22 protein-coding genes and 3 pseudogenes are annotated in these 23,842 nt (G+C 67.2%); 18 read left to right on the top strand and 7 right to left on the bottom strand.

Annotated features, from left to right (window positions below):
- Positions 1 to 48: 48 nt before the first annotated feature.
- The 3 genes and pseudogenes from U0R18_RS02075 (at position 49) to U0R18_RS02085 (ending at position 2,434) form a co-directional block, all read left to right on the top strand.
- Positions 49 to 678 carry a hypothetical protein gene (locus U0R18_RS02075; RefSeq protein WP_526365449.1) on the top strand — a complete coding sequence of 210 codons (630 nt, stop codon included), beginning with the start codon at positions 49 to 51 and terminating at the stop codon, positions 676 to 678.
- A gap of 41 nt (positions 679 to 719) precedes the next feature.
- Positions 720 to 1,088, top strand: coding sequence for an STAS/SEC14 domain-containing protein (locus U0R18_RS02080; RefSeq protein WP_526365451.1), 369 nt, complete (start codon positions 720 to 722; stop codon positions 1,086 to 1,088).
- Between the two features lie 22 nt (positions 1,089 to 1,110).
- Positions 1,111 to 2,434 (top strand): annotated as a pseudogene (locus U0R18_RS02085) (NAD(P)/FAD-dependent oxidoreductase).
- A gap of 45 nt (positions 2,435 to 2,479) precedes the next feature.
- Here U0R18_RS02085 and U0R18_RS02090 read toward each other — a convergent pair.
- From U0R18_RS02090 to U0R18_RS02110, 5 genes are all read right to left on the bottom strand, one after another.
- Positions 2,480 to 3,106 (bottom strand): FKBP-type peptidyl-prolyl cis-trans isomerase, encoded by a 627-nt coding sequence (locus U0R18_RS02090; RefSeq protein ID WP_526365453.1) that lies wholly within the window; start codon positions 3,104 to 3,106, stop codon positions 2,480 to 2,482.
- 33 nt (positions 3,107 to 3,139) lie between these two features.
- On the bottom strand, positions 3,140 to 4,255 hold the full coding sequence (locus tag U0R18_RS02095) for a GGDEF domain-containing protein (protein ID WP_526365455.1): 1,116 nt from the start codon (positions 4,253 to 4,255) through the stop codon (positions 3,140 to 3,142).
- Positions 4,256 to 4,583: 328 nt separating this feature from the next.
- Entirely contained in the window at positions 4,584 to 6,278 is a 1,695-nt protein-coding gene (locus tag U0R18_RS02100; RefSeq protein ID WP_526365457.1) for a GMC family oxidoreductase, read from the bottom strand.
- Positions 6,279 to 6,327: 49 nt separating this feature from the next.
- Positions 6,328 to 8,475, bottom strand: coding sequence for a DNA gyrase subunit A (locus U0R18_RS02105; RefSeq protein ID WP_526365459.1), 2,148 nt, complete (start codon positions 8,473 to 8,475; stop codon positions 6,328 to 6,330).
- 12 nt (positions 8,476 to 8,487) lie between these two features.
- A complete protein-coding gene (locus U0R18_RS02110; RefSeq protein WP_526365461.1) occupies positions 8,488 to 10,521 on the bottom strand; it encodes a toprim domain-containing protein in 2,034 nt (677 codons plus the stop codon).
- A 285-nt stretch (positions 10,522 to 10,806) separates the two neighbouring features.
- On the opposite strand from U0R18_RS02110, the pseudogene U0R18_RS02115 reads away from it, so the two are divergent.
- The 11 genes and pseudogenes from U0R18_RS02115 to U0R18_RS02165 all read left to right on the top strand — a co-directional run.
- Positions 10,807 to 11,106: pseudogene (locus U0R18_RS02115) on the top strand (alpha/beta hydrolase); the annotation flags it as partial.
- A 78-nt stretch (positions 11,107 to 11,184) separates the two neighbouring features.
- The gene (locus U0R18_RS02120; RefSeq protein ID WP_526365463.1) at positions 11,185 to 11,418 is read left to right on the top strand and encodes a hypothetical protein; all 234 of its coding nucleotides are present in this window, start codon (positions 11,185 to 11,187) and stop codon (positions 11,416 to 11,418) included.
- Positions 11,400 to 11,750 carry a type II toxin-antitoxin system PemK/MazF family toxin gene (locus U0R18_RS02125; RefSeq protein WP_526365465.1) on the top strand — a complete coding sequence of 117 codons (351 nt, stop codon included), beginning with the start codon at positions 11,400 to 11,402 and terminating at the stop codon, positions 11,748 to 11,750. The genes U0R18_RS02120 and U0R18_RS02125 overlap by 19 nt, the downstream gene beginning before the upstream one ends.
- Before the next feature lie 150 nt (positions 11,751 to 11,900).
- A complete protein-coding gene (locus tag U0R18_RS02130; RefSeq protein ID WP_526365467.1) occupies positions 11,901 to 12,140 on the top strand; it encodes a type II toxin-antitoxin system Phd/YefM family antitoxin in 240 nt (79 codons plus the stop codon).
- Positions 12,141 to 12,166: 26 nt separating this feature from the next.
- Positions 12,167 to 12,562, top strand: coding sequence for a type II toxin-antitoxin system VapC family toxin (locus tag U0R18_RS02135; protein WP_526365469.1), 396 nt, complete (start codon positions 12,167 to 12,169; stop codon positions 12,560 to 12,562).
- A gap of 316 nt (positions 12,563 to 12,878) precedes the next feature.
- Entirely contained in the window at positions 12,879 to 13,046 is a 168-nt protein-coding gene (locus U0R18_RS02140; RefSeq protein ID WP_526367367.1) for an antitoxin MazE-like protein, read from the top strand.
- On the top strand, positions 13,043 to 13,375 hold the full coding sequence (locus U0R18_RS02145; RefSeq protein ID WP_526365471.1) for a type II toxin-antitoxin system PemK/MazF family toxin: 333 nt from the start codon (positions 13,043 to 13,045) through the stop codon (positions 13,373 to 13,375). The genes U0R18_RS02140 and U0R18_RS02145 overlap by 4 nt, the downstream gene beginning before the upstream one ends.
- A gap of 545 nt (positions 13,376 to 13,920) precedes the next feature.
- Entirely contained in the window at positions 13,921 to 15,117 is a 1,197-nt protein-coding gene (locus U0R18_RS02150; RefSeq protein WP_526365473.1) for an alpha/beta hydrolase, read from the top strand.
- Positions 15,118 to 15,135: 18 nt separating this feature from the next.
- Positions 15,136 to 16,602, top strand: coding sequence for a wax ester/triacylglycerol synthase family O-acyltransferase (locus U0R18_RS02155; protein WP_526365475.1), 1,467 nt, complete (start codon positions 15,136 to 15,138; stop codon positions 16,600 to 16,602).
- A gap of 290 nt (positions 16,603 to 16,892) precedes the next feature.
- Entirely contained in the window at positions 16,893 to 17,459 is a 567-nt protein-coding gene (locus U0R18_RS02160; protein ID WP_526365477.1) for a TetR/AcrR family transcriptional regulator, read from the top strand.
- A complete protein-coding gene (locus U0R18_RS02165) occupies positions 17,456 to 18,154 on the top strand; it encodes a dienelactone hydrolase family protein (protein ID WP_526365479.1) in 699 nt (232 codons plus the stop codon). The genes U0R18_RS02160 and U0R18_RS02165 overlap by 4 nt, the downstream gene beginning before the upstream one ends.
- Here U0R18_RS02165 and U0R18_RS02170 read toward each other — a convergent pair.
- Positions 18,116 to 18,979 (bottom strand): annotated as a pseudogene (locus tag U0R18_RS02170) (phytanoyl-CoA dioxygenase family protein); the annotation flags it as partial. The gene U0R18_RS02165 and the pseudogene U0R18_RS02170 sit on opposite strands and share 39 nt — an antisense overlap.
- 65 nt (positions 18,980 to 19,044) lie before the next feature.
- Positions 19,045 to 19,941 (bottom strand): hypothetical protein, encoded by an 897-nt coding sequence (locus U0R18_RS02175; RefSeq protein WP_526365481.1) that lies wholly within the window; start codon positions 19,939 to 19,941, stop codon positions 19,045 to 19,047.
- A gap of 145 nt (positions 19,942 to 20,086) precedes the next feature.
- On the opposite strand from U0R18_RS02175, the gene U0R18_RS02180 reads away from it, so the two are divergent.
- The 4 genes from U0R18_RS02180 (at position 20,087) to U0R18_RS02195 (ending at position 23,811) form a co-directional block, all read left to right on the top strand.
- Positions 20,087 to 20,734, top strand: a complete 648-nt coding sequence (locus tag U0R18_RS02180; RefSeq protein ID WP_526365483.1) for a TetR/AcrR family transcriptional regulator — start codon at positions 20,087 to 20,089, stop codon at positions 20,732 to 20,734.
- A 26-nt stretch (positions 20,735 to 20,760) separates the two neighbouring features.
- Complete coding sequence (locus tag U0R18_RS02185) at positions 20,761 to 22,086, top strand: flavin monoamine oxidase family protein (protein ID WP_526365485.1); 1,326 nt, start codon at positions 20,761 to 20,763, stop codon at positions 22,084 to 22,086.
- 91 nt (positions 22,087 to 22,177) lie between these two features.
- Entirely contained in the window at positions 22,178 to 22,630 is a 453-nt protein-coding gene (locus U0R18_RS02190) for an RrF2 family transcriptional regulator (RefSeq protein WP_526365487.1), read from the top strand.
- Positions 22,627 to 23,811, top strand: a complete 1,185-nt coding sequence (locus U0R18_RS02195; RefSeq protein WP_526365489.1) for a globin domain-containing protein — start codon at positions 22,627 to 22,629, stop codon at positions 23,809 to 23,811. Before U0R18_RS02190 ends, U0R18_RS02195 begins: the two co-directional genes overlap by 4 nt.
- Positions 23,812 to 23,842: the final 31 nt, after the last annotated feature.

The raw sequence follows: 23,842 nt of genomic DNA on the forward strand, positions 1-23,842 counted from the left end.
TTCGCCGACGCGGGGACACCCGCGCACCCGGGCGATACCCTGGATCCCATGCCGTCCCCGACCGAACGACATCGCTTCGCCCTGGCCACCCGGATCGCGCTGGCGGGCGCGGCCGTCACCGGTGGCGCCATGCTGTTCGCCGGCACGGCCGCTGCCGATCCCGGGATCCCGGACCCGCAGCTGCCGATCGCCCCGATGGATCCCGCCGCGGCACCGCCCGGGGAGCCGGTCGTGGTCGCAGCCCCGGCGGGCCCCGACGTCGTCGCCGCTCCCGCTCCCGCGCCACCGGTCGGTCCGCCACCGGTCCCGGAGATGCAGAACCCGGGCTACGGCGGCGGCCAGTCGGGCCAGACGTTCGGTTACCTGCGCGACCTGTGGCACGCGTCCCGCAGCGGCGATCCGCTGAGCGCCCTGACGGTCGAGAATGGCGGGTCCATGGCACCGCCGCCCGGCGCCGGGCCGGCGCCCAAGCTGCCGCCGGGGTACACGTCCCTGACGGCCCCGGAATCGTCGACGCCCGGCGTGGGCTATCCGTCGCTCAACGCGCCCGGCGCGCCCACCCTGCCGCCCGGATACATCCCGATCGACGGCGGCCCGCCGCCGCCCGGGTGGTACGACCAGCCGCCGGCCGATCCCGCCGCGCCGCCCACCCCCGTCGTGCCTCTGCCGCCGGGATAGCTCAGCCGGGCCTCGGGCGGCTACGCGCGTAGCCTTCAAAGATGATCGAATTGCTTTCGGACATGCCCGCGGGAGTCACCGGAATCCGGGTCTCCGGCCGGCTTCGCGGTGACGATTTCCGCCAGCTCGCCCCCGAATTCGAGGCGGCTCTGGGAGCCGACGAGGTCCGGGTGGTCGAGGTCGTCGCGCCGGATTACGAGGGCTTCGGGCCCGGGGGATTGGTCGAGGATGTCAAGACGGGACTCGGCCTCGTCATGCGCAACCACGCCGCATTCAAGCGCTTCGCGTTCGTGACCGACAAGGAATGGGCCATCCACGCGATGCATCTGTTCGGCTGGATGGTGCCGGGCGAGTTCAGATTGTTCCGCCTCGACGAGTTGGAGCAGGCCAAGGAGTGGGCCGCCGGCTGAGCGACCGCGTAGCGTGCTGGCGGTGAGCAACGCCCGCACCCGTGTGGTGATCGTCGGTGGCGGATTCGGTGGACTGTTCTGCGCCCGCCGGCTGCGCCGCGCAGCGGTGGACGTCACGCTGCTGGATCGCACCGCCAGTCACCTGTTCCAGCCCCTGCTCTACCAGTGCGCCACCGGGAAGCTGAGTATCGGGCATATCAGCCGCTCGCTGCGCGAGGAGCTGCGCCGCTACCGCAATGTGACGACGTTGCTCGGCGAGGCAACCGAACTGGACCCCGTCTCGCGGACCCTGCGGGTGCTGCGGCCCGACGACACCACGTTCACGCTCGGCTACGACGTGCTGGTGGTGGCGGCGGGGATGCGGCAGTCCTATCTCGGCAACGAGCGGTTTGCGCAGTGGGCGCCGGGCATGAAGACCCTCGACGACGCGCTGACCATCCGCCAGCGCCTGTTCACCGCCTTCGAGATCGCCGAGACGCTGCCGGCGGGCGCCGAGCGCGATGCGTGGCTGACGTTCGCGGTGGCCGGTGGCGGACCCACCGGGGTCGAGTTGGCCGGGCAGATCCGCGAGATGGCGACGCGCACGCTGTCCAACGAGTTCCACAGCATCCAGCCGCAGGACGCCCGAGTGCTCCTGTTCGACGGGGGAGCGACCATCCTGAAGAGCTTCGCGCCGGATCTGGCCGCCAACGCGACCCGCACCCTGAAGCGGCTCGGCGTCGAGATGCACATGGGGGTGCACGTCACCGACGTACAACGGGACGGCGTGACCATCACGCCGAAGGCCGACGGAGCCGCCGAGCGCTACGCGACCCGCACGGTGCTGTGGACCGCTGGAGTGGAAGCCGTCCCGTTCGCCCGGCATGTCGCGGAAGTGCTTGGCGCCCAAGCGGATCGCGCCGGGCGGATCGCGGTGGAGCCCGATCTGTCGGTGCCCGGACATCCGGAGGTCTTCGTGATCGGCGACCTGGCCGGCCGCGACGATCTGCCCGGCGTGGCGGAGAACGCGATGCAGGGCGGATCACCATCGCCGCCTGCATCCGCAACGACCTGGCCGGCCGGCCCCGCAAACCGTTCCGGGTACCGCGATCTCGGCTCGGCCGCCTACCATCAGCCGCGGCAACGCGGTGTTGCAGGTCGGGCGGATCAGGCTCACCGGCTTCATCGGGTGGCTGGCATGGGGGTTCATCCACATCGCGTTCCTGACCGGTGTCAGCAACCGGATGAGCACCCTGGCCACGTGGTTCGCCAGCATCGCGCGCCGCGGTCGGTACCACCGTGCCTTCATGCTGGGCAGCGAGGGCACCCCGGAGTCCCGCTACACGTGGTCGATCGAGGACCGGTGAGTACCCGCGCCGCACTCCAATCGGCGGCCGGACCAGCGAGCGGGACTAGCCCTGGGCGTTGAGGATCTTGATCGCGAACACCAGGCTGTCACCCGGCTGGATGCCGGCCGCGGGCTGACCGTCGGGGTAGCCGTCGGCGGACGTCATGGCCACCGCGACCGTGGAGCCGACCTTCTGCCCGGCGATGGCCTTCTGGAATCCCGGCACGACGCCGCCGAGCGGGAAGTCGACGGGGGTGCCCTGAGTGTAGCTGCTGTCGAACACCGATCCGTCCCGGCCGTTGACGCCCATGTAGCAGACCGAGACCGTCGCGGTGGGCGCCACGACGGGGCCGTCGCCGGCCTTCAGGGTGTGCACCTGTGTCTCGGAGACGCTGAACGGAGCCTGGACCTTGACGCTGGGGGCCGCGGTATCGGTGGATCCGGTGACGGTCACACTGCCCTTGGCCCCCGAGAACGTCCACTCGGGGGTGCCGCCTTCGGCGGGGGCCGCCGTCGGGCAGCCCTCGGCGGCCGCCGGCGCGACCGTCGACGTGAAGACGTCGCCGATGGACGGCCCGCTGGTCTTCGTCGCCTCGGGGTGCGCGTCGCTGCCGCACGCGGAGAGCGTCAGGGCGACGGAGGCGGCACCGGCTGTGAGAACGAGGGCGGAGGACACGCGGGAGAGATTCACGGTTTCCCACGCTACCGGCACCGCGCAGGCGGGTTATCGGCGACGCCGGGTTCGGCCCGAGCCCGGCGGCAACGGCGGGTCATGGTCCTTGTCCAAGGTGTCGCTGTACCAGCGCACGCAGTTGCGCCCGGCCCGTTTGGCCTCGTACAGGGCGATGTCGGCGCGGCGGAGGCCCTCGATCAGCGCGGGGACTGCATCGCCGTGGATCTCGTCGCGGGTCAACGTTGCGACGCCGACGCTGGCGGTCACCCGGACCGGGTCGGTCGGTTCGTACACCGCCGCACGCATCGCCTCGGCCAGCTCGCCAGGTTCCGACGTCGTGATCAGGACGGCGAACTCCTCACCGCCAGTGCGGGCCAGTAAACCCCCGTTGGCCAGACGTGCGGTCAGTCGGTTGGCGGCTGCGACGAGCACATTGTCACCCGTGCGATGGCCGTGGGTGTCGTTGACCCGCTTGAAATTGTCGAGGTCGATGAGTATGAAATCGAGGCTGGCGGGTTGCGACCTGAGCGACCGGTTGACCCACAGCTCCAGACCGCGCCTGTTCAGCAGGCCGGTCAGGGGATCTCGGGTGGCGTTCACCAGTTGGGTGTCGAGTGCCGCCTGCACGCCGCGGGTGAAGCCGTTGAGCGCTAACAGGGTGGCGTTGGTGGCCAACATTGCGGTCGCCCACCGGGCGAGGACGGCGGCGGTATCGTGCGTCCCTTCTCGCCAGGTCAGGATCGCGAGTGTGGTGATCACCGCGGTGGTGAACGTCATGTGCCCGATGACGATCACCCGACCGGTGAAGGTGGCGGTCAGCGTGCCGATGATTGCGAACATTGCGGTGCCGAACAAGGCTGCTTCAGGGTCGACAAAGGTGAACAGGATCACGGTCAGCCCGAGGTCGGCGTAGATGACGATGGCGGTCACGCTGGACCTGACGCGCTTGACCGACTGCGGTCGCCAGGCCTTGCCGAAGTGCATTCGCGCGATCGCGATACCGACCGGAATGGTTGTCACGCACACCAGCAGCGCGATGGTGCGCCGGCAGATGGTAGCGGGGCCATCCGAGGAGAACATCGCGATGAGGCAGACCGACGCGAACCCAGGCACCAGGATGGCCGTGACATACCGGATCGTTCGCTCCGGCACCTGGGACAGTGTCATCGGATAGAGACTCCGCGCACGCTCGATGCGCTGGGATTCACCCTCTGAAGTCACCAGCGTCCGTTCCACCCCTGCGGCACGTGCACATACCGAACCGACTGCACGCGGCCACTATAGGTGTTAATCGCAAGGCTGACCCGAAAGCGACAGCCGCATGGCCCGTTTGCTGCACCGAACTCGGCACTGCGGGCGAGGCCGGAGCCGTGACGACGATTCGAACGGATCTCTATCGAATTCTGGGCCGAGCTAGCCAAAAACCTGTCGGCCATGTCCGCAGTGCACCAACAAGATTGGTGCGGGCGCGGCATGCGCCGCGACGCTCGTCCGACTATCCCAGGATCGCCCGCGCTGTGCGCTCTGCGATCAGCATGACAGGTGCGTTGGTGTTGCCGGACGTGATGGTGGGCATCGCCGAAGCATCGGCCACTCGCAGGCCGGCGACGCGGTACACGCGGCAGTCGGTGTCGAGCACGGTGGCGGTCGACCGCGGTCGACCGTGCGCGTCGAAGGCCCCCATCGCGCAGGTGCCCACCGGGTGGAAGATCGTCGTGCCGAGTTCGCCGGCCGCCGTCTGCAGGTCTTCGTCGCTCACCAATTGAGGGCCGGGCAGCAACTCCTCCGGGCGGTAGCGGGCCAGTGGTGCCGCGGCCATGATCTGCCGGGTCATCCGGAGCCCCCGCACGGCGATACGGCGATCGGCGTCGGTCGACAGGTAATTGCACAAGATCTTCGGGCTGGTCAGCGGATCAGCATCGGCCATGCGCACATGGCCGCGCGAGGTGGGGCGCAGGTTGCAGACGGAGGGAGTGATCGCGCCGTAGGGGTGCAGGGGGTCGCCGAACTTCGGCAAGGACAACGGCTGAACGTGCCACTCCATATCGGGACTGGCCAGCGCGGGGTCGCTCCTGGCGAAAGCCCCGAGCGTAGAAGGCGGCATGGTCATGGGTCCCGATCGCAACGTGAGGTACTGAAGTCCCATGCCGCCGCGGGTGATCCAATTCCGGTACAGCGTGTTGACGGTCCGGGCACCGCGCACCCGGTAGATCGTTCGAATCTGCAGGTGGTCCTGGAGGTTTTCGCCCACTCCGGGCAGGTCGACATCCACCGACACCTGATGCTGGGTGAGGAGCCCGGCCGGGCCCAGGCCCGAGACCTGCATCAGGTGCGGCGAGCCGACCGCACCGGCGCTCAGGATCACTTCCCGGCGGGCGCGGACGTCGACGATCCGGCCGTCCTTCAATAGCCGCACGCCGGTAGCGCGGCGCTGAGCGGTGGTCCAGGCACCGCGACGCTGACCCTCGTCGACCTGGTCGTCCATCAGCAGCCGCACGGCCTGGGTCTGCGTGTAGACGGTGAGATTGGGTCGGTGAGCGACGGGATGCAGGAACGCATCCGCCATGGACCAGCGACGGCCACGCCGTTGGTTGACGTGAAAGTACGCACTGCCGGCGTTGTCGCCGCGGTTGAACTCGTCGATCGGGGCAATGCCGACCTCGGCGGCGGCGGCCTGCCAGGCGTCGAGGATCTTCCAGCGCACCCGCGGTCGCTCGACCCGGATCTCACCGCCGGCGCCGTGCCATTCGTCGGCTCCGCCGAAATAGTCCTCCAGCTCCTTGTAGATCGCGAGCGTCGCACCCGGGGAATCCGAGCCGCCCCAGCGCCAGCGCTCGTCACCGGTGGCCTGCGCCCAGAGTTCGTAATCGGCGGCCTGTCCGCGCATATGGATCATGGCGTTGATCGACGAGCAGCCGCCGACGACGCGGCCCCGCGCGTAGTGAATGCTGCGGCCGGCCAGCCCCGGGTCGGGCTCGGTGGTGTAGCACCAGTCGGTGCGGGGGTTGGCGATCGTGTACAGATAGCCCACCGGCACCTTGATCCAGAACCAGTCGTCCTTGCCGCCCGCCTCGATCAGGAGCACCCGGTGGTCAGGGTCGGCACTGAGCCGATTGGCCAGTAGGCAACCGGCACTGCCTGCGCCCACGATGACGAAGTCGAATTCGGCGACGGGACTGATGTCCGGCATCGTTCCTCCCATCGCGATCGAATGCGCGTCCCAGTGTGCGCGATGACGGCTACGTAGCGGGTATTACGTCGCTGCCCGAGCCCTTGACCGATGCCTTGGCACGCTTCTGTGCCTGCACGGCCCTCTTGCCGCGGACGAACCCGGTGGCCGAGACCGTCGCCGACAGAAGTGTGCTCTCCCCGTTGACGAACGGATGGAAGCCGACGCCGGCGCCGCCACGACCCTTCACGGGGATGTCGGCCACTTCGGTTACCTTCCAACCTTTTTCGGAGATCGAAAGAATGGCTTCGCCGTTCTCACACGTCAGTGGTAGGGCGGCGATCACTGCGTCATCTGGGTCGCGGTCGCCACTGAGCTTCACCCCGGCCACGCCGTTCCCGGCGGCGCCCTGCGGATTCACTGCGGCGGGGTCGATCCGCAGCACCTTTCCGCGCCGCGTCACCAATGCCAGATGCGATCCGGGAGCGAGAACACCGGAGGCCAGCAGCCCGGTGATGTCCGGCGCAACCGGGATGTCGCGGATCTTGTAGGGCAGACCGTTGCCGGTGGTGAACTTGATCCGTCCGTCGGCCCACACTGCCCAGCCCAGTCCCGAAGTCAGCAGATCCCCGTGGCTGTCGGAGAACACGCCGCGGTCGTCAAGTCGCCACGCGGCGTTCGACTTACGCTCCCGGGGACCGTCCTCGTCGGAGCTGGACGCTGTCGGCGTTGCGTCGAAGTCCAGGACGGTGCGACGGTCGAACTCGGCGCCCTTGAATAGCTTCGCGGTCTCCACCAGCTCCTGGTCGATCACCTTTCGGCGCGCATCGGGACTCGACACCAACTCGGTGAGCTCGGCGAACTCGGCGTCCAGCTTCTCGGCCTCGGCGCGCAGCTCAATGACGTCGAGCTTGGTCAGACGCCGAAGCTGAAGTCCCAGAACGTAATCCGCCTGTTCGGCGTCGATCGCGAATCGCTCTTGCAGGCCCTGGCGGGCCTCGTCGACCGTGTCGGAGCCGCGGATTACCGCGACCGCAGCGTCAATATCCAGATGAATGGTCATCAGGCCGGCCACCAGATGGCGCCGCGCGGTGACCTTCTCCAGCCGATACTCGCTGCGATGCAGAACGACCGAGTCGCGCAGATGCAGGAATGCGGAGATCAGCTCGCGTACCGACCACCAGCGCGGTACCCGGTCCTCGTCGAGCGCGACCAGGCTGGCAGCGAATGTCGACTCCAGCGGTGTCAGGGCGAGCAGTTGCTCGCGGATGGTTTCGGCGTCATGCCCCCGTTTGGCGGTGACGACGATGCGCAGGCCGTGGCGCCGGTCGGTCAGGTCCGACATGTCTGCGACACCGGACATCTCGCCGGACTCGACCAGGGCCCGGATCCTCTCCTGCACCGTGTTGCTCGCGACACCGGGCGGCAGTTCGGTGATGACGCAGTTCTTTCCGTCGACCGTCACGGTGCCGCGGACCGTGAACGCACCCCGGCCGGTGGTGATGTACTCCCGCAGGCCGGCGGTACCGACCACGGTGGCGCCGCTGCCCCAGTCGGGACCCGGAATGAGCTTGAGCAACCGGTCGTCGGTCATATTCGGGGTTTTCAGCAGCGCCCGGCACGCGGCCATGACCTCGCGAGGATTGTGCGCGGGCACCTTGGTGGCCCAGCCTTCGGCAATGCCGACCGCGCCATTGCACAGCAGCACCGGCCACTGGGCCGGCAGCACGGTCGGCTCGATCCACTCACCGTCGAACGTCGCCACCATGGGCACCGCGTGATCGGCGAGCTCCGCGGTCAGCGCCGCACCGGGTGCCGACAACCGCATCTCGGTGTAGCGGTCGGCGGCCGGGATATCACCCTGGATGCGGGGAAAAGCACCCTGTCCGTCAATGACTTTCACCCGCTGGAACTCCGCGGCCATCAGCGCTGCCGCGCCGTACATCGACGCGCCGCCGTGCGGATGCAGATTGCCGGTGACCGCCGAACAGACCTTCGAGGACTTCTGCGGCTTGTTGCCGGGCAGCAGCCGGGAGTCGTACATCTGATACAGCAGCCGTCGTTGGCCGGGCTTGAGTCCGTCGAACGCGGACGGGATGGCGCGGTCGCTGACGCTGTAGAGCGCGAAGGTCAGCTGGTAGTGGTTCCAGTAGTCGTCGGCGCTCTGGTCGAGGACCAGATCGGGGTTCTGCTCGGCAGCGTCCAGGGTGGCGGTCACAGGTGATTCTTCCTAGTCGAGATCGAGTGCCAAGGTGTCGACGCGGGACGCGACGTCGGCCATCCACGTGCGCCGGCCCTCGGGCGGCCCACCGAACAGGGTGTGGTGCAGCTTCGGGTCGCCGTCATCGAGATGCACCCGAATCACGGTGCGCCGCTGCGGATCCAGCACGGTGTTCCAGAAATCGTCGGCATCCATCTCACCGAGACCCTTGTTGCGCTGCACCTCCACCTTGCGTTTCGAGGTGGACTTCATCTGCGCCACCGCGGCGTCGCGTTCGTTTTCGTCCTGGCAGTAGATCCGTTGCTGACCGTCCTTGACCACGAACAGCGGCGGCAGTGTCACGTACACCATGCCGGCCTTGACCAGCGGCCGGTAGAAGTCCAGGAACATCGAGATGAGACTCGAGTTGATGTTGCCGCCGTCGGGGTCGGCGTCGGAGGCGAACAGGATCCGGTCGTACCGGCAGGATTCCGGGTCGCAGTTGTCCCGCACGCCGCACCCGAGGATGCGTTCGATCGAATCGAACTCATCCTTGGCCCGGGCCTTGCTCACCGTGAAGCCGTAGACGTTGGGCGGCTTACCCTTCAGCGGGAAGGCGGCCTGGAAGGTGGCGTCGCGCGCCGCCTTGATCGTGCCCAGGGCGGAGTCGCCCTCGCACAGGAACAACTCCGCGCCCGACCCGCGGCCGCTTTCCCGGCTGGGCAGCAGCTTCGGCGGCAGTGACAGGTTCGTCCCCAGCCCCTTGGCCTTGGACGCCGCCCGGGAGCGGGCTTTGGCACCCTCGGCGCTGCGTCGCGCCCTGGCGGCCGCCAATGCCAGCGTGGTCCACAGCGACACCGCTTCGGCGTTGCCGGGGTTGGCGGCCCAGATGGTGACGCTGCGGGCGACCTCGGGGGCCATCGCGACGTTCAAGGACCGCGACGACACGGCGGTCTTGGCCTGGGAGTCCCAGGCCACATCGGGTGCGCGGGTATCGACGGCCAACGCGGTGACCGCCGCGAAGTCCTGCGCCTCCGGGCCGTCCTCACCCTTGGCCAGGCCCAGATCGCGGATCCGGGACGCGCGGTCGGCCAGTGCTTCGGACAGGCCCTTCACGGCGGCGGTCAGATGTGATCCGCCGCCGGGGGTGCGCACGGTATTGCAGAACGCGGCCACGGTGGCCGGTTCGGCGGGCCCCGCTGTCAGCGACCACCGGAACGGCGTCGGGCCGCGCCCGGTGGTGTACTCACCGCGACCCTCCACCACGGCACGCACGCCGGGCGCCGGGGTGCCCGCGGCGGCGCACATGAGGTCCAGGAGAGTATCGGTGCCCCACGGTCCGCTGAACGGTTCGAGCAGCTCGGGACGGATCTCGTCACCCGGCCAGCCTTCGTCGATGACGCTTAGGTGCACGCCGGGGGACATGCGGGCCGCGGCGTGCGCGCGCAGCAGCACCTCGTTGACGTCCACGCTGGAATCCGGCACCACGGCCGGGTCGAACAGGATGCGCACCGTGGTGCCGTGGGCATCCGGCTTCCGGTTGCCCACGCCGCGCAGTTTCTGCGTGTCGGAGCGGGTGAAGGGGGCGTCAGGGTCGAACTCCTTGCCGTCGAAGGCGCCCGGATAGCCGCCGCCGAAACTCTGCAGGTAGGTCTTGCCTGCGCGCCGCACCGTGACATCGGTCCGAGCGGAGATGAAAACCGCTGCGGCAGCACCGATTCCGTTCAGACCGGCACCGGTGCTGGCAGCGTCGGTGTGCGCCGAGAACTTGCCGCCGGCCCGCGCGGTGCCCAGCGTCTTGACGATGCCGTTCTTCCCGGTCACCGGGTCGGAGTCGACCGGAAGGCCACGACCGTCGTCGGCGACGCTGACCGATCCGTCGGCATGCAACGTGATGGTCACGGTCGATCCACCGTGGCTCGGTTCGGCAACTTCCTCGATCGCGTTGTCGACGATCTCTCGCAACGCGGTGTTGAGCACGTCGAGTCCGAGGTTCACCGCCGGCCGCAAGCGGGTGTGCTGGACATCGTCGAGTTCGGTGATGTCCGCTGCGGTGTAACTCACAGCTCATCCTTTCCATCAAGACAGGGGAGGGGCGGACCCAGCACGCAGCCTCTGTTGGCGACGGCTACTCGGCCAGGCACGGGTGCGCCGCCGAAATAGTAGTCGGCACCTCCGACATCTTCGCGCAGCCTTGGCGGAGTCCTGGGGAGGCGCGACGACCATTCCGCGGCACTGTCGACTCCGTCAGCCAGAGAACAATCATCCTGACGACGCGCGGCGCCGACGGCAGTTCCACGAAAACCACCGTCGAAGTCGACGACAAGACCCTATCGCCGACCGCAGGTTCGCAGCCCAGAGGTCTTTCGTGCGGCGTCGCCCATGGAACGCGTGCACGCGTCGGCGCCGCCGTTCCTGGCGGTCCACGGGACCAACGACGGCTTGATCCCCGTCGGTGAGCGTGGGTTCGTTGAACGGTTGCGGTCGGTATCCGAGTCGGCCGTGTGCTACATCGAATTGCCCGGTGTGGGACACGGTTTCGATCTCATCGACGGCACCCGCACAGCGCCGGTGGTGGCTGCCGTGGGCCGGTTTCTCAACCAGGTGCACCAGGAACGACGTCCCGGCGCGGTCACCTCGGCGGTTTGAGGCCTGGTGCTGGCGACGTGGTGAACACATGGATCGATCCGCCAGGGCGGCTGTCTACAATTCGTCTACACTGGTTCCATGGCAGCAGAAACCACAACCGTCCGAGTCCGCCGTCCCGATTCGGAGCGGCTGCAATCTCTGGCCAAGGCGCGCCAAACCGCGGTCATCGATGTCGTGCACGCAGCCATCGACGCCTTGGAGAGGCAAGAGTTCCTGCGGGGGCTCAATGGCGACTACCAGCGACTGCGCAGTGACCCCGAACTGTGGGACCAATACCTCGCCGAACGTCATGAATGGGACGCATTGGCTTGATCTGGCGGGGAGAGGTCTATCACGTCGATCTCGGCCAACCAGTCGGCCACGAGCCAGCCTTTCGCCGCCCCGCGGTGGTGGTGTCGGTCGACATTCTCAACAACGGACCGGGCGGGCTGGTGGTCGTCGTCCCAATCACGACAGCCAGCTACGGGCTGCGAAGCCATGTCGAGCTGGAGCCAGCGAGCAGTGGCCTCGACCACACCGCATACGCACGCTGCGATCAACTGCGAGCAGTCTCCGTCGAACGACTGTCATCTCGCCAGGGAATGATCAGTCCCGAACAGGTGCAAGCCGTGGACCAAGCACTGCGCTTCGTTCTAGATCTGTAGTGGCTTCTCGTCAAAACAATTGGGCCGCAATTTAATTCGGCGTACTTTACTGGTAACCCGCCATATTCGATTCCGCCGTATTCCTAAGGTGTGCGGTCTGTACGGCATCCGGCCATGCGGATATGTCTCACCGGTGATACTCTAGTGCATGTGACTGAGGTGGTGACTGTTCGCGACCTGCGCAACCACGGTGGGGAAGTGCTGCGCAGAGTGGAGCGTGGTGAGCGGATCGTGGTGACGCGTGATGGTGCGGCAGTGGCCGTGCTGAGCCCCTTGCCACGGCCTAGCGTGAGTCCCACTGAGCTGATTCGCCGGCGCCGGAACCTGCCACGTGTGGACGTGGAGAAGTTGCGTTCGGACGTGGACAGCGTGGCGGATCCGTCACTGTGAAGGGATCGGCTGACCGGTCGAGAGGCATGCTCGACACGTCGACGGTGATTCTGCTCGGCCAGCTGGCGGATCCCGACGAGTTACCAAACGAGTCTGTAATAAGTGCGATAACTCTCGCTGAGCTGTCCGTGGGGCCGCATGTCGCCCAAGCTGACGTCGAACGCAGCGCACGTCAGCAACACCTGCAGCAGGCGGAGGCGGATTTCGAAGTCCTTCCGTTCGACGCCGAGAGTGCGCGGGCGTTTGGGGCCGTCGCTGCCGCGCTGCGTACGTCGGGCCGCAAACCAGCCGCGCGGGCCTACGACGCGCTCATTGCGGCCAGTGCCGTCGCGCACGGTGTGCCGTTGTACACGTGCAATCCCAATGACTTCGCTGGGATACCCCAGCTAGAACTGCGTGTGGTCACGCACCCGGATCACTGATTCAATGTGCCATCTCGGACTCCGCGCACCGCCGATCGTCACACCAGGCTGCTGAAAGTCGTTGGGCAGCAGCGTAAAACGACGTACTTTACTGGTAACCCGCCATATTCGATTCCGCCTTATTTCTCCGCTATGAATCGCCGGCGCCCGCGGGCTCGCGGATAGAGGCACACTGTCCGCACCTCAGCGATGCGCTTCAGCACTTTGCTGAGATTCCTACCCGGCCGATCTGACAATCGGGGGCGGCTAGTCTTGGCGTTACATGTAACATGGCGGGATGGCGGTGAGGGACAGGGTCGGCGAGTACCGACGGCGGATGCGGGAGCGGGGTCTGCGGCCGCTGCAGGTCTGGGTGCCAGACGTGCGCACTGCGAGTTTTGCCGCTGAGGCGCATCGTCAGGCTTCGTTGGTCGCACGAGCGGACGATAGCTCCGATGACCAGGACTTCATTGAGGCCATTTCGGCGCCATGGGAAGACGAGTGATCAGAGGGGAGATCTGGACCGTAGCGGGTGGCGTCTACGCAACCAAGCCGCGCCCTGCGGTGATTGTTCAGGATGACCTCTTTGATGCCACGAGTTCAGTGACGGTCGCTCCGATGTCGAGCACGCTGTTGGATGCACCATTGATACGCATCCGGATTGCCGGCGGAGACGGCCGGTTATCTGGACTCGATCACGACAGTGACGTGATGATCGACAAGCTTACGACCGTTAAGAGGTCGAATGTCCACGTCCGGGTTGGCCGGCTGACAGCGGAGCAAGTCGTCGAGGTCGAACGAGCGATGATGGCGTTCCTCGGCCTTGCGCGATAGGCGAGAACAATTGGGCCCCAGTGCAAAACACTGCATTAACTTGACATAATGTAGCTTATCGGTACTTTGTGGACCTGGAGTAATGGCGGTGGCGAGACTTCAATCATTCAGGCCATCCTCACCTCGGTGGTCCTGTCGCCGCCGCACTGATCTCTTCCCATCGCCGGTGCGAGCATCCGCCCTCTTGCAGTTTGCACATTGGACGGTGCACCACGCGGACGCTCATCCGCGCCGCCGCCGCGACTCGCGAGCCCGACAGATCGACCCACACCCCGTCCTCGACGCCACACTTCCGCTACCTACTTACGTCACAGTGACGAATTGTACGATGGTGGCGTCCGTTTCCGTAGCTCGATGCGACACGACAGTTGAGTTCACGGATATGGCCCACCATCGATGAACAAGGCTGCAAAGCTGGTGTGGTGTCCGAAGCGGCAACTCACGGCTACTCGACGGCCTTCGATTCAGCTTCCTCGATGGTTCCTCCAGTGTCTGTGAACCACGGGCAGACCAGTGAGCCTTCGGGGCGCAACGGAGGTGCAGCGGTGAGACTCGCGAGCTGGCTGGGCCTGGCCGCGGCGGCCACCCCCTTTCTGGCGGCCGGCGTGGCCGGGGCCCGCGAGGTCGTGCGCGCGGATACGGCGCGCCGGCGAGGCGTCACCACGCGCGACGGCGTTCCGGTGCCGGAGCCGTCGATCGGGCTCGGGATGGCCGCAGCCGCCGACGCGCTGTTGGCAGCACCGATGCCGTTACTGTCGTCGCTCGGGTCCTCGGAGCACTACGCGGCGGCGTCGGCCGAACTCGATGCCGCTGTTCGCTACTACGGTGACGCCGGTTGGCTCGACGCTCCGCAGCTCCGGCACCGGCGTCCGAACGCGCCAGGTGACGTTCACCTCGAAACCCTTTCGCCCGGAACGGAAGTCGCGCGGTTCGACAGTGGGTGGCGGCCCGGGCCCGGCGAGCCCGGCGGCGAGCGGTGGCTGACGTTTCATGCCAACGAACAGGTGGCGGTCCGGCTACTGCGCCACCCCGGAGCCCCCCGACCGTGGCTCGTCGCCGTCCACGGACAAGGGATGGGGCGGTCGTCCGACGCCAAGATCCTGCGTGTGCAGCGTCTGCACGATGAGCTCGGTATCAACGTCGCGCTCCCCGTGCTCCCGTTACACGGTCCGCGCTCCTGTGGCTTCTCCCCCTCGCGGCAGTTCGCGTCCAACATCTTCGCGACGAACAACGTGCTGGGGCTCACCCAGTCGGTGTGGGACGTCCGCCGACTGCTGAGGTGGCTGCGCGAGGACCAGCAGGCACCCTCGGTCGGCCTGCTCGGTCTGTCCCTCGGCTCCTACGTCATCAATCTGCTGTCGACGCTCGAGGGCGACCTGGCCTGTCTCGTCGCCGTCGTCCCGACGAGTGACCTGGCCGCGTCGATGCGCGACGCCGAGCCGGTCACGCCGGCAAAACGGCGGCTGCACCGCAGGGTGCACGACCACCGCTCGGAGCTCGTGCACCGGGTCGTCTCACCGCTTGCCCGGCCGTGCCTCGTACCGCACCAGCGGCGCCACATCGTGGCGGGACAGGTCGACCGGATCGCGCCGCCGCGCGGCGCTGCCCAGCTCTGGCACCACTGGGACGAGCCGTCGATCGAGTGGTGCCCACGCGGCCACGTCACCGCGTGGCGCGGGGCGGCCTACGACGACCACATCGCCTCGGTCCTCAGCGCGTCCGGGCTGCGACACCAATCCTGACGACGGCGAGGAGGGATCATGCGCCAGCTTTCCAGCGCTGACTGGACGATGGTGTCACTCGACACCTCGACCGCTCACAACACCATCGGCATAGTCGGCATCTACGACCCGTCGACGCGCAGTGGGTCACGGGACCCGGTCACCTACGAGGAAGTGCTGAAGTACATCGATGCACGCCTTCACGTCGCCGAGAGCTTCCGGGAACGGCTCGTCCACGTGCCGTTCGGGCTTGACCGGCCCTGGTGGATCCGGGACGGCGACTTCGACCTGGAATACCATGTCCGGCACATCGCCCTGCCGCGGCCGGGAAGCTGGCGGCAGCTGTGCACCCAGATCTCACGCATCCACGCCCGGCCCCTCGACCTCACCAGGCCGCCCTGGGAGCTCTACCTGATCGACGGGCTCGACGGGGTCGATCATCTGCCCCAGGGTGCTTTCGCAATATTCCTGCGCGTGCACCACGCCGCCATCGATGGCGTCGCCGGTGCCGAGATCCTCACCGCGATCCACAGTCACGAGCCCGACGGGGGGCCGCCACCGGTGCCCGAGGGCTACGAGTGGAAACCGGATGCCATCCCGTCCGATCTCGGCCTCCTGAGCCGCGCTGCGCTGCACGGTGCCACCCGGCCGGTTGACATCCTGCGACAGGTCCGCAAGGTGGCGCCCCAACTGCCCGCGCTCGTATCAGACACCCGCGACCCGGCCGTGACATCGCCGGCGACGCTGCCCAGGGCGACCAGGTTCAACCAGGTCGTGTCGCCGCACCGGGTGTTCGGCACCGCCTATACGACGCTCGACGTCCTCAAGGAGATCCGCACGGCGCTGCCGGAAGCAACGATCAACGACGTCGGTGTCGCCGTCGTCGGCGGGGCCATCCGCCGCTACCTCCTCGACAAGGGCGAGTTGCCCGACGAGGCCATGGTGGCGATGATGCCGATCTCGATCCGGCCGACGACCACCCGCGCCAGCGGCGCGGTGAGCTCGTCGACCAGCACCGGGACCAGCGGTAATGAGTATTCGATCGCGCCCATTACGATGGCGACCGACGAAGCCGACCCGCTCGACCGGCTCGCGCGCATCGCGACATCCACTGCGCACGTCAAGGATTCCGGCGCCCACCCCGTCCGCGCGCTGATGGCGATGTCGGAGGAGGCATTCGGCGGTCTGATGGGAACTGTGCAACGGGCCGCCGTGCGCGCTCTGAGTCGGCGTGGGCGCACCGTCGCCGCTCACACCCTGGTGAGCAACGTCCCCGGACCGCTGACCCCGATGTATTTCTGCGGCGCACAGATGGTCGACACCACCGGCCTTGGTCCGGTGCTCGACGGCATGGGGCTCAACAACGGCATCGGCAGCTACGGCAACCGCGTGACCTTTTGCTTCACCGCGGACCGCAAGGCCATCCCCGACCCCGAGGTCTATGAGCAGTGTCTGAGCAGCGCTGTCGAGGAGCTGCTCGATGCCGCCCGCGCGCACCAATGCTGACCGCACAATTCTGGAATAGCTTTCTCGGACAACACTGATACACGCATTGGCTTGTGGCGCATAGCTATTCATCTGGTCTGACTGCTGGTCTCGGCCAATGTGGCCCAAGGCTCGTGCAACCGGCTGCCTCCGATGGTGCCGTGGACGAAGAGCCCGGCGTGGTCTATCGTGTATGAACATACCGACCGGCCGGTCGGTGAAATGCTCGGGAGCGGGTGATCATGACGCGAATGACACGCGGTGTACCTGCTGGACGGGATGCGCGCGCGGGACAGTTCTGCGGGCCAACGGTGAATCGGCAGGAGGCCGCGGCCCGCACCCGTGAATCCCTGCTGGACGCCGGCGTGCGGCTGGCAAGGACCACCGGACTGGCCGGGCTGAGCGTCAACCGCATCGTGGAAGAGGCCGGCGTCTCGAAAGGTGCCTTCTTCCACCACTTTCCCGATCGGGCCAGCTATCTCCTGGTGCTGCACCGCGATTTCCACGACCGCATCCTCGCGGAGGCCCGCGCCGTGCTCGGTGACGCGCAGCCGGGGGCCGACCGGTTGTTGCGGGCGACGCGGACCTACCTCGACGCCTGCCTGCGAGAGCGCGGGGTGCGGTCGCTACTCCTGGAGGCACGGGCGGAGCCGGTGACGGCCGCGGAGGTGCGCGCGCGCAACGCGCAGAACTCGGCGACCTGCGAGGAGGACTTCACCGCGATGGGGTGGGCACATCCGTACGCCGCAGCGCAGCTGTGGGTCGGCATGGCGGCCGAGGCGGCACTGCTGGAATTCGATGCGGGCAAGCGCGTCAAGGCCCTGCGCGCGGCGCTGGCCCGCTACATCGACGCCGACCCGAAGGCCATCGGCGGGTGACGGCGCAACCGGTCACCATCGGCACGCCGAACGGGCCACTGAATGCCGAGCTGATGGTCCCCGAGGGATCGGGCCCGTGGCCGGGCGTCGTCGTCGTGCACGATCTGCGCGGGCCGCGGCCCGAAGTGCGGGACAGCATGGCGCGTTTCGCTGCGCGTGGATTTCTCACCGTCGCACCGGATCTCTACACGCGCGGCGGTGTCGCCCGGTGCATCACCCGCACACTCTGGTCGATGCTCACCCGCGAGGGCCCCTCGGTCGAGGACCTGACCGCGGCACACGATCTGTTAGCAGCCCGGCCGGACTGCACGGGCCGGATTGGTATCGTCGGCTTCTGCATGGGTGGTGGATTCGCATTGGTGATGGGTACCAAGGGGTTTGACGCTTCGGCGCCGTTCTACCCGACCATCCCACCTGTCTACGAGTCGATCGCCCGGGACAGTTGCCCGGTGGTGGCCAGTTACGGCAGCCGCGACATCTGGAATCCGGGTAGTGGCCCGCGGCTGCGCAGGTCACTGGAGCGACACGGGGTGGCCCACGACGTCAAGGTCTATCCGGGCGTCGGACATTCGTTCGCCAACGACCTGCCCAATCAACCGCTGCAGCGCATCATCGGCTTCGGGCGCGATGACGCCGCGACCGAGGACGCTTACGGTCGGGTGTTGGCGTTCTTCGAAACGGCGCTCCAGTCGTAGGCCGCTAGAGGAGCCGTTTGGGATGCTGTATCCGAGCATGCGGCGGATGTCCTCGGACACCGTGCGCACCGTGTCGCGGGTCATCGACAAGGTGAACGCCTCCTGCGGGCGCAGCCACGGCTCGCAATACTGCGCCGTCACGGCCAGGCGCGAGCCGGCGGTGTTGTTGGCGCCCCCGCCGTGCCACAGGGTCCCCAGGAAGAACACACACGACCCGGCGCTCATCACCACCGGTTCACGCTCGGCGGGGTCGGGCAGTCGATCGCCCCACTCATGGCTGCTGGCGACGATGTCAGTGGCGCCGTTGTCGGCGGTGAAATCGTCGATCGCCCAGATCGTGGCCGCGCCCAACGCTTTTCGCGGCCGAGGCAGCGGGTAGAAGCCGTCGTCGGTATGCAGCATCTGCGCCTGCTCCCCCGGCAGGATGTTGATCACCTGCAACATCGACAACAAGTAGTTCGGCATGAACAGCCGGTCCAGCAGCGCCAGCACACGTGGATGATCCGCAATCCGGTCGCAGCTGCGGGTCTTGTTCAACACGCTGTACACGCGCTGGGTCGTGCGACCTTCGAAACCGTTGCGACCCCGCAGATCCAGTAGCGGCTCGACGGCTAGCCGAATCTCGTCGACCTCGGCTTCGGAGAGCAGATCGGGCAGCACGACGTACCCGTCGCGCAGCACCGCCGCCAGATCCTTCTCGGCCACCTGGGGATCGACGTTGCCCCCGCTGCTCGGGGTCCGTGGGAACGTGCCGGCCAGGTCGCCGGCCAGATCCACCAACGACGCCACTTCGTTGCCCGCTGACTGTGCCACATCGAACAACATAAACCAGTTCGGGCATGTTCGGAACATGGCACGCCCCGCCGATGCGCGCCGGCCTTAGCCCTCCGTCAAAAACGATGTCCACCAGTACTATTCGAGAGCGGTTGGTCTTCCCAACGGTGGCCGCACAGATCACACCGCCACTTCTCATCGCTCGGGCAACAGCCGCCCATGGTGAGCCAGGGCTGCCAGCTCTCGGGGTCTGCCGGTATTCCGTATCGGATCCTCGAGGTCCGCTTTCCTTCGCACAATGGACACTCCGGGTGCAGGGCGAATTTGAAGTCGACCATTGACGTGAAGCCACCGTCTCGCATTCGGCAGTCGCACGCGCGACACAGAACGGCAGGCCAATCGCGGGCGGCCTCACGCAGCCTGGCCCGGTACGGACGCCCAGGCGGTGGGCCGTCCACCGCTCTGATCGGCGATCCCGGATCGGGCCGCGGCAACGGATCGGTGGTGTGCACCAAGATCTGGTCGCGGGCGTCGGGTTCGCTCAGATCGATCCGCTGGTTGCAACCATGGCACTGGCTGCCGAAGTGCAGCAGGATCCGCGCCGCCGCCACCGATGAGTGTCCCCACCAATAGAACGGTTCGCCGTACACCGGGCTCTCATGCAGCGCCAGGATGACCCGTTCGGCCACCTCGTCATCCAGACGCCAGTCGGTGAATGCCTCGGACGCGTTGGCCAGCATCGCCAGAGTGGTCAGGTCCACCAGATTGAGCTGGTATTGCTGCGAGAACGTGCAGCCGTCGAGGCCGCCCTTGTCATCGATGCGGCCGAGCACCGTCAGTACCGACACCGGGTCGGTGCCCAGGACCAGCAGTGCGCAGTCACCTGGGCGAGTCTCCCCGAAGGCGTAACGCCACGGCCGATAGGGCGAACTGGGATCGAGCAGCGTGATCACGCCGTCCTTCCAATCGGCGGCCTCGAGGATGTGCAGACGGTGATGGATCGATTTCGTCATGAGCAATTGTCGCAGGGGGGTACGACAAGTATGCCGCCCGATGAACCCGGCCCGGCGGATTGATCGTGGGCCACCACGTTGCAAAAATAAGTCAGTTGTATGACAATCATCGGACGTAGTGCCACAGTCCCGGATCGGAGAACCCGTGGTTTACCTCAAGGCTGCCGAGCGGGAGGACCAGATCATCGCCGCGGCCGTCACCGTGCTCAGCAATGTGGGCGTGGCCGCCATGACGCTCCGCGCGGTCGCCGCCGAGGCGGGCGTGTCGCTGGGGACCGTGCAATACATCTTCCCGGCCAAGGATCAGCTGCTCCACGCGGTCATCACCCGGGTCATCCGCGACATCTCCGATGCGCTCCGGCCGGATCTGGCGCCCGGCAAGGGTGTCGAGCATGTGCTGCGCCAAGGCGTGACCGGCTTCTGGGAGAAGTTGGTCGAGGACAACGTCGGATTGCAGATCATGCAGTACGAGCTACTGGCCTACGCCGTGCGCAACGGCGACCACCGCCTGGCGCACCAGCAATACGACAGCTACACCTCGGTGGTGGCGGATTTCTGCGAGCAGGCCGCCCGGGCCGCCGGCGAACGCTGCGCCGTCGGCTTCGACACCCTCGGGCGCCTGGCGCTCGCCCAGGTCGACGGGCTGATCCTGCAATACATCGCCAGGCCCGACGCCCACCGCGCGCGCCGCGATCTGCAGCGCGCCCTGGACATGCTCGTCGCGTATGCCGACCCGCAGCCGATGGCGCCCCACCCGACACGGCGAAAGCCCAAAAATAATACAGATGACTGACTATAGAAGTCTATTGGAGTGATGAAATGCCCCAGCACCAACCAGCCACCGTTGCCGTCGTCGGCGCCGGAATGGCCGGGCTCATCGCGGCGCGCGAATTGCGGCGGCGCGGTATCGACGTCGTCGTGCTCGAATCCGCGTCACGCCCCGGCGGGCGCATGTTGGCCGAATCCACGGCGCTGGGCTCGCGGGTCGATCTGGGCGGCCAGTGGATCGGGCGCGGGCACCACCGTTTCGAAGCGTTGGCCGTCGAACTCGGGACGACGGTGTTCGCCATGCGCACACCCGAGCGGCCCGCGATCGTCGACGGTGCGGCCACCGTCCGATACTCGAGCCCGGCCGCACTTGTCGCCATCGCCAGTGTGATTGCCTGGGAGGTCATGTGCAGGACCGGTATCCGGCCCTCGCGGCAGGAGCGCAGTGTCGGGTCATGGCTCCAGCGGGTGCCGAATCGTCGTGCGCGGCGCATCCTGGAAGTTCTCGTCTCGGTGGCCACCACAGCCGATCTCGACCGGTTCTCGATGCATGCCTTCCTCGGAATGATCCGCCACGAGGGCGGACTGGCCACCATGCTGGCGACCGCGGGCGGTGCTCAGGACAGTTTGCTCGTCGAGGGCGCGGGAACGCTGGCCGAACGGCTGGCGGCCGGGCTCGACGGAAAGGTCGTGTACGACAGCCCGGTCACGGCCCTGCATCGCGATGACGACGGCGTCACGGTCCATTCGGCGACGGGCGTGTACCGCGCCGCCAGGGCGATCGTGACCGTCCCGCCGCCGATGGCCGCCCGGATCGAGCACCGGCCCGCACTGCCCACCGGTCGGATCGCACTGCAGGACAACACCTATATGGGCTCGGTGTACAAGGCGATCGCTATCTATGACTGCCCATTCTGGCGTGAGCGCGGCGATGCGGAATTCATTTCCCTGACCGAGCCCCGGATGGCGGTATTCGATACCTCACCTCCGGACGGCCCGGGCCACCTGTGTGTCCTCATCGCCGGGCCGGAAGCGCGCGACATCGACAAACTCAGCGACACCGATCGGCGTTCCACAATTCTGCACACACTTGCCGCGCGCCTGGGAACCGGCGTACTCGAGCCCCGGGACTGGCACGAGAAGTCGTGGCATCTGGACCCTCATGTAGGCGGCGGCTACGTCGCGCTGCCGATCATCGGACATACGGACGGCCTCGTGCCGGTCTCGGCCGAACCCACTGGCCACATCCATTGGGCGGGAGCCGAAACCGCGGGCGAACACGCCGGCTACATCGAGGGCGCGATCGAGTCCGGTTTGCGTGTTGCCGGCGAGGTTGCCGCGGCCCTGGGCGGTGACGCAGCTCTCCCCCGGACCTGATGCGCAGGTAGAAAAGCCGCACGAATCCTGGTGTTTGACACCACGTCGCTAAAAGTCGCATCTGGAATGCGTATTTAATAGCGTCTGGGTCATGCAGTTGACCCGCTTCACCGATCTCGGCTTGCGCGCCATGATGCTGCTGGCCGCAGGTGAGTCGCGGGACCAGCGCATCACTACCCGACGCATCGCCGTGGCCGCCGGCGCGTCCGAGCATCACATCGCCAAGGCCGTTTCCAAACTGGTGGAACTCGGGCTGGTGAACGCGCGCCGCGGCCGGGTCGGCGGCCTCGAGCTCACCGACGCGGGCCGGCACGTCTCGATCGGCTGGCTGGTTCGCGAACTCGAGGGCGACCGTGAGGTGATCGACTGCGAGAGCCCTGACAACCCCTGCCCGCTGGTGCCGGCCTGCCGGTTGCGCCGCGCGCTGGCCGAGGCCAAGGAGGCGTTCTACGCCGAACTCGACCAGCACACCCTCATGGACTTGGCCGGAGCCAGAAGGCTCTCGACCGTTCTGTCAATCACAACTGAAAGGAATCCGTCATGACCGTTGTCGACACCGTGGAACTGGAGCCGGCCCACGCCGAGATCGTGAGGGCGACCCTGCCCCTGATCGGTGCCCACATCGACGAGATCACCACCGCGTTCTACCGGCGGATGTTCGGGAATCACCCTGAGCTGCTGCGCAATCTGTTCAACCGTGGCAACCAGGCGCAGGGTGCCCAACAACGCGCTCTGGCCGCCTCCATCGCGACGTTCGCCACCCACCTCGTCGATCCCGAACTCCCCCACCCGGCTCAGATGATGTCCCGGATCGCGCACAAGCACGCGTCGCTGGGCATCACGGCCGAGCAGTACCCGATCGTGCACGACAATCTGTTCGGCGCGATCGTCGAGGTGCTCGGCGCCGAGACGGTGACGGCCGAGGTGGCCGAGGCGTGGGACCGCGTGTACTGGATCATGGCCGATACGCTGATCAGCGCCGAGCGGGGCCTGTACTCGACGGCCGGGGTTTCCGACGGCGACGTCTTCCGCCGGCTGCGCGTCACCGACCGGGTCGATGATCCCTCCGGTGCCGTCCTGCTCACCGTCAAGGCCGAGGACTCGGTGACCTTCGTTGCCGGGCAATACGTTTCGGTCGGTGTGACGCTGCCCGACGGTGCCCGTCAGCTACGCCAGTACAGCCTGGTCAACGCGCCGGGAACCGGCGAGCTGACGTTCGCGGTCAAGCCCGTCGATGCCGAAGGGGACCATCCCGCCGGCGAGGTGTCCAACTGGATCCGCGCCAACGTGGTCGTCGGTGATCTGCTGGACGTCACTGTGCCGTTCGGCGATCTGCCCACCCCGGGTTCTGCGCCGGTGGTGCTGATCTCGGCCGGTATCGGCATCACCCCGATGATCGGGCTGCTCGAATACCTCCTCGCGCAGGCACCCGACACCGATGTCCAGGTGCTGCACGCCGACCGGACCGAAGCCACCCATCCGCTGCGCGATCGTCAGCGCGAATTGGTCGACGCACTGCCGAGCGCCAGCCTCGAGGTCTGGTACGAGTACAACCGCGGGCTGCTGAACCTCGACGACGTCACGCTGCCCGAGGGCGCCGAGGTGTACCTGTGCGGGAACAACGGATTCGTGCAGGCCGTCCGCGCGCAGCTGACCTCCCGCGGAATCCCGGGCGACAGGGTGCACTGTGAGCTGTTCGGCCCCAACGACTGGCTCCTCGACTAACAGCATCATCAGTCCGCCCCGGCGATCGCAA

Origin of the sequence: Mycobacterium sp., from assembly GCF_046330795.1 — a bacterium.
In the GTDB taxonomy this organism is placed as follows: Bacteria; Actinomycetota; Actinomycetes; order Mycobacteriales; family Mycobacteriaceae; genus Mycobacterium.

Coding starts and splice junctions, on each gene's coding strand:
- U0R18_RS02120 (WP_526365463.1), top strand. CDS start 11,185: ATGGCAGCAGAAACCACAACCGTCCGAGTCCGCCGTCCCGATTCGGAG.
- U0R18_RS02140 (WP_526367367.1), top strand. CDS start 12,879: ATGCGGGAGCGGGGTCTGCGGCCGCTGCAGGTCTGGGTGCCAGACGTG.
- U0R18_RS02195 (WP_526365489.1), top strand. CDS start 22,627: ATGACCGTTGTCGACACCGTGGAACTGGAGCCGGCCCACGCCGAGATC.
- U0R18_RS02185 (WP_526365485.1), top strand. CDS start 20,761: ATGCCCCAGCACCAACCAGCCACCGTTGCCGTCGTCGGCGCCGGAATG.
- U0R18_RS02080 (WP_526365451.1), top strand. CDS start 720: ATGATCGAATTGCTTTCGGACATGCCCGCGGGAGTCACCGGAATCCGG.
- U0R18_RS02125 (WP_526365465.1), top strand. CDS start 11,400: ATGGGACGCATTGGCTTGATCTGGCGGGGAGAGGTCTATCACGTCGAT.
- U0R18_RS02190 (WP_526365487.1), top strand. CDS start 22,178: ATGCAGTTGACCCGCTTCACCGATCTCGGCTTGCGCGCCATGATGCTG.
- U0R18_RS02135 (WP_526365469.1), top strand. CDS start 12,167: ATGCTCGACACGTCGACGGTGATTCTGCTCGGCCAGCTGGCGGATCCC.
- U0R18_RS02155 (WP_526365475.1), top strand. CDS start 15,136: ATGCGCCAGCTTTCCAGCGCTGACTGGACGATGGTGTCACTCGACACC.
- U0R18_RS02075 (WP_526365449.1), top strand. CDS start 49: ATGCCGTCCCCGACCGAACGACATCGCTTCGCCCTGGCCACCCGGATC.
- U0R18_RS02095 (WP_526365455.1), bottom strand. CDS start 4,255: ATGACACTGTCCCAGGTGCCGGAGCGAACGATCCGGTATGTCACGGCC.
- U0R18_RS02175 (WP_526365481.1), bottom strand. CDS start 19,941: ATGACGAAATCGATCCATCACCGTCTGCACATCCTCGAGGCCGCCGAT.
- U0R18_RS02100 (WP_526365457.1), bottom strand. CDS start 6,278: ATGCCGGACATCAGTCCCGTCGCCGAATTCGACTTCGTCATCGTGGGC.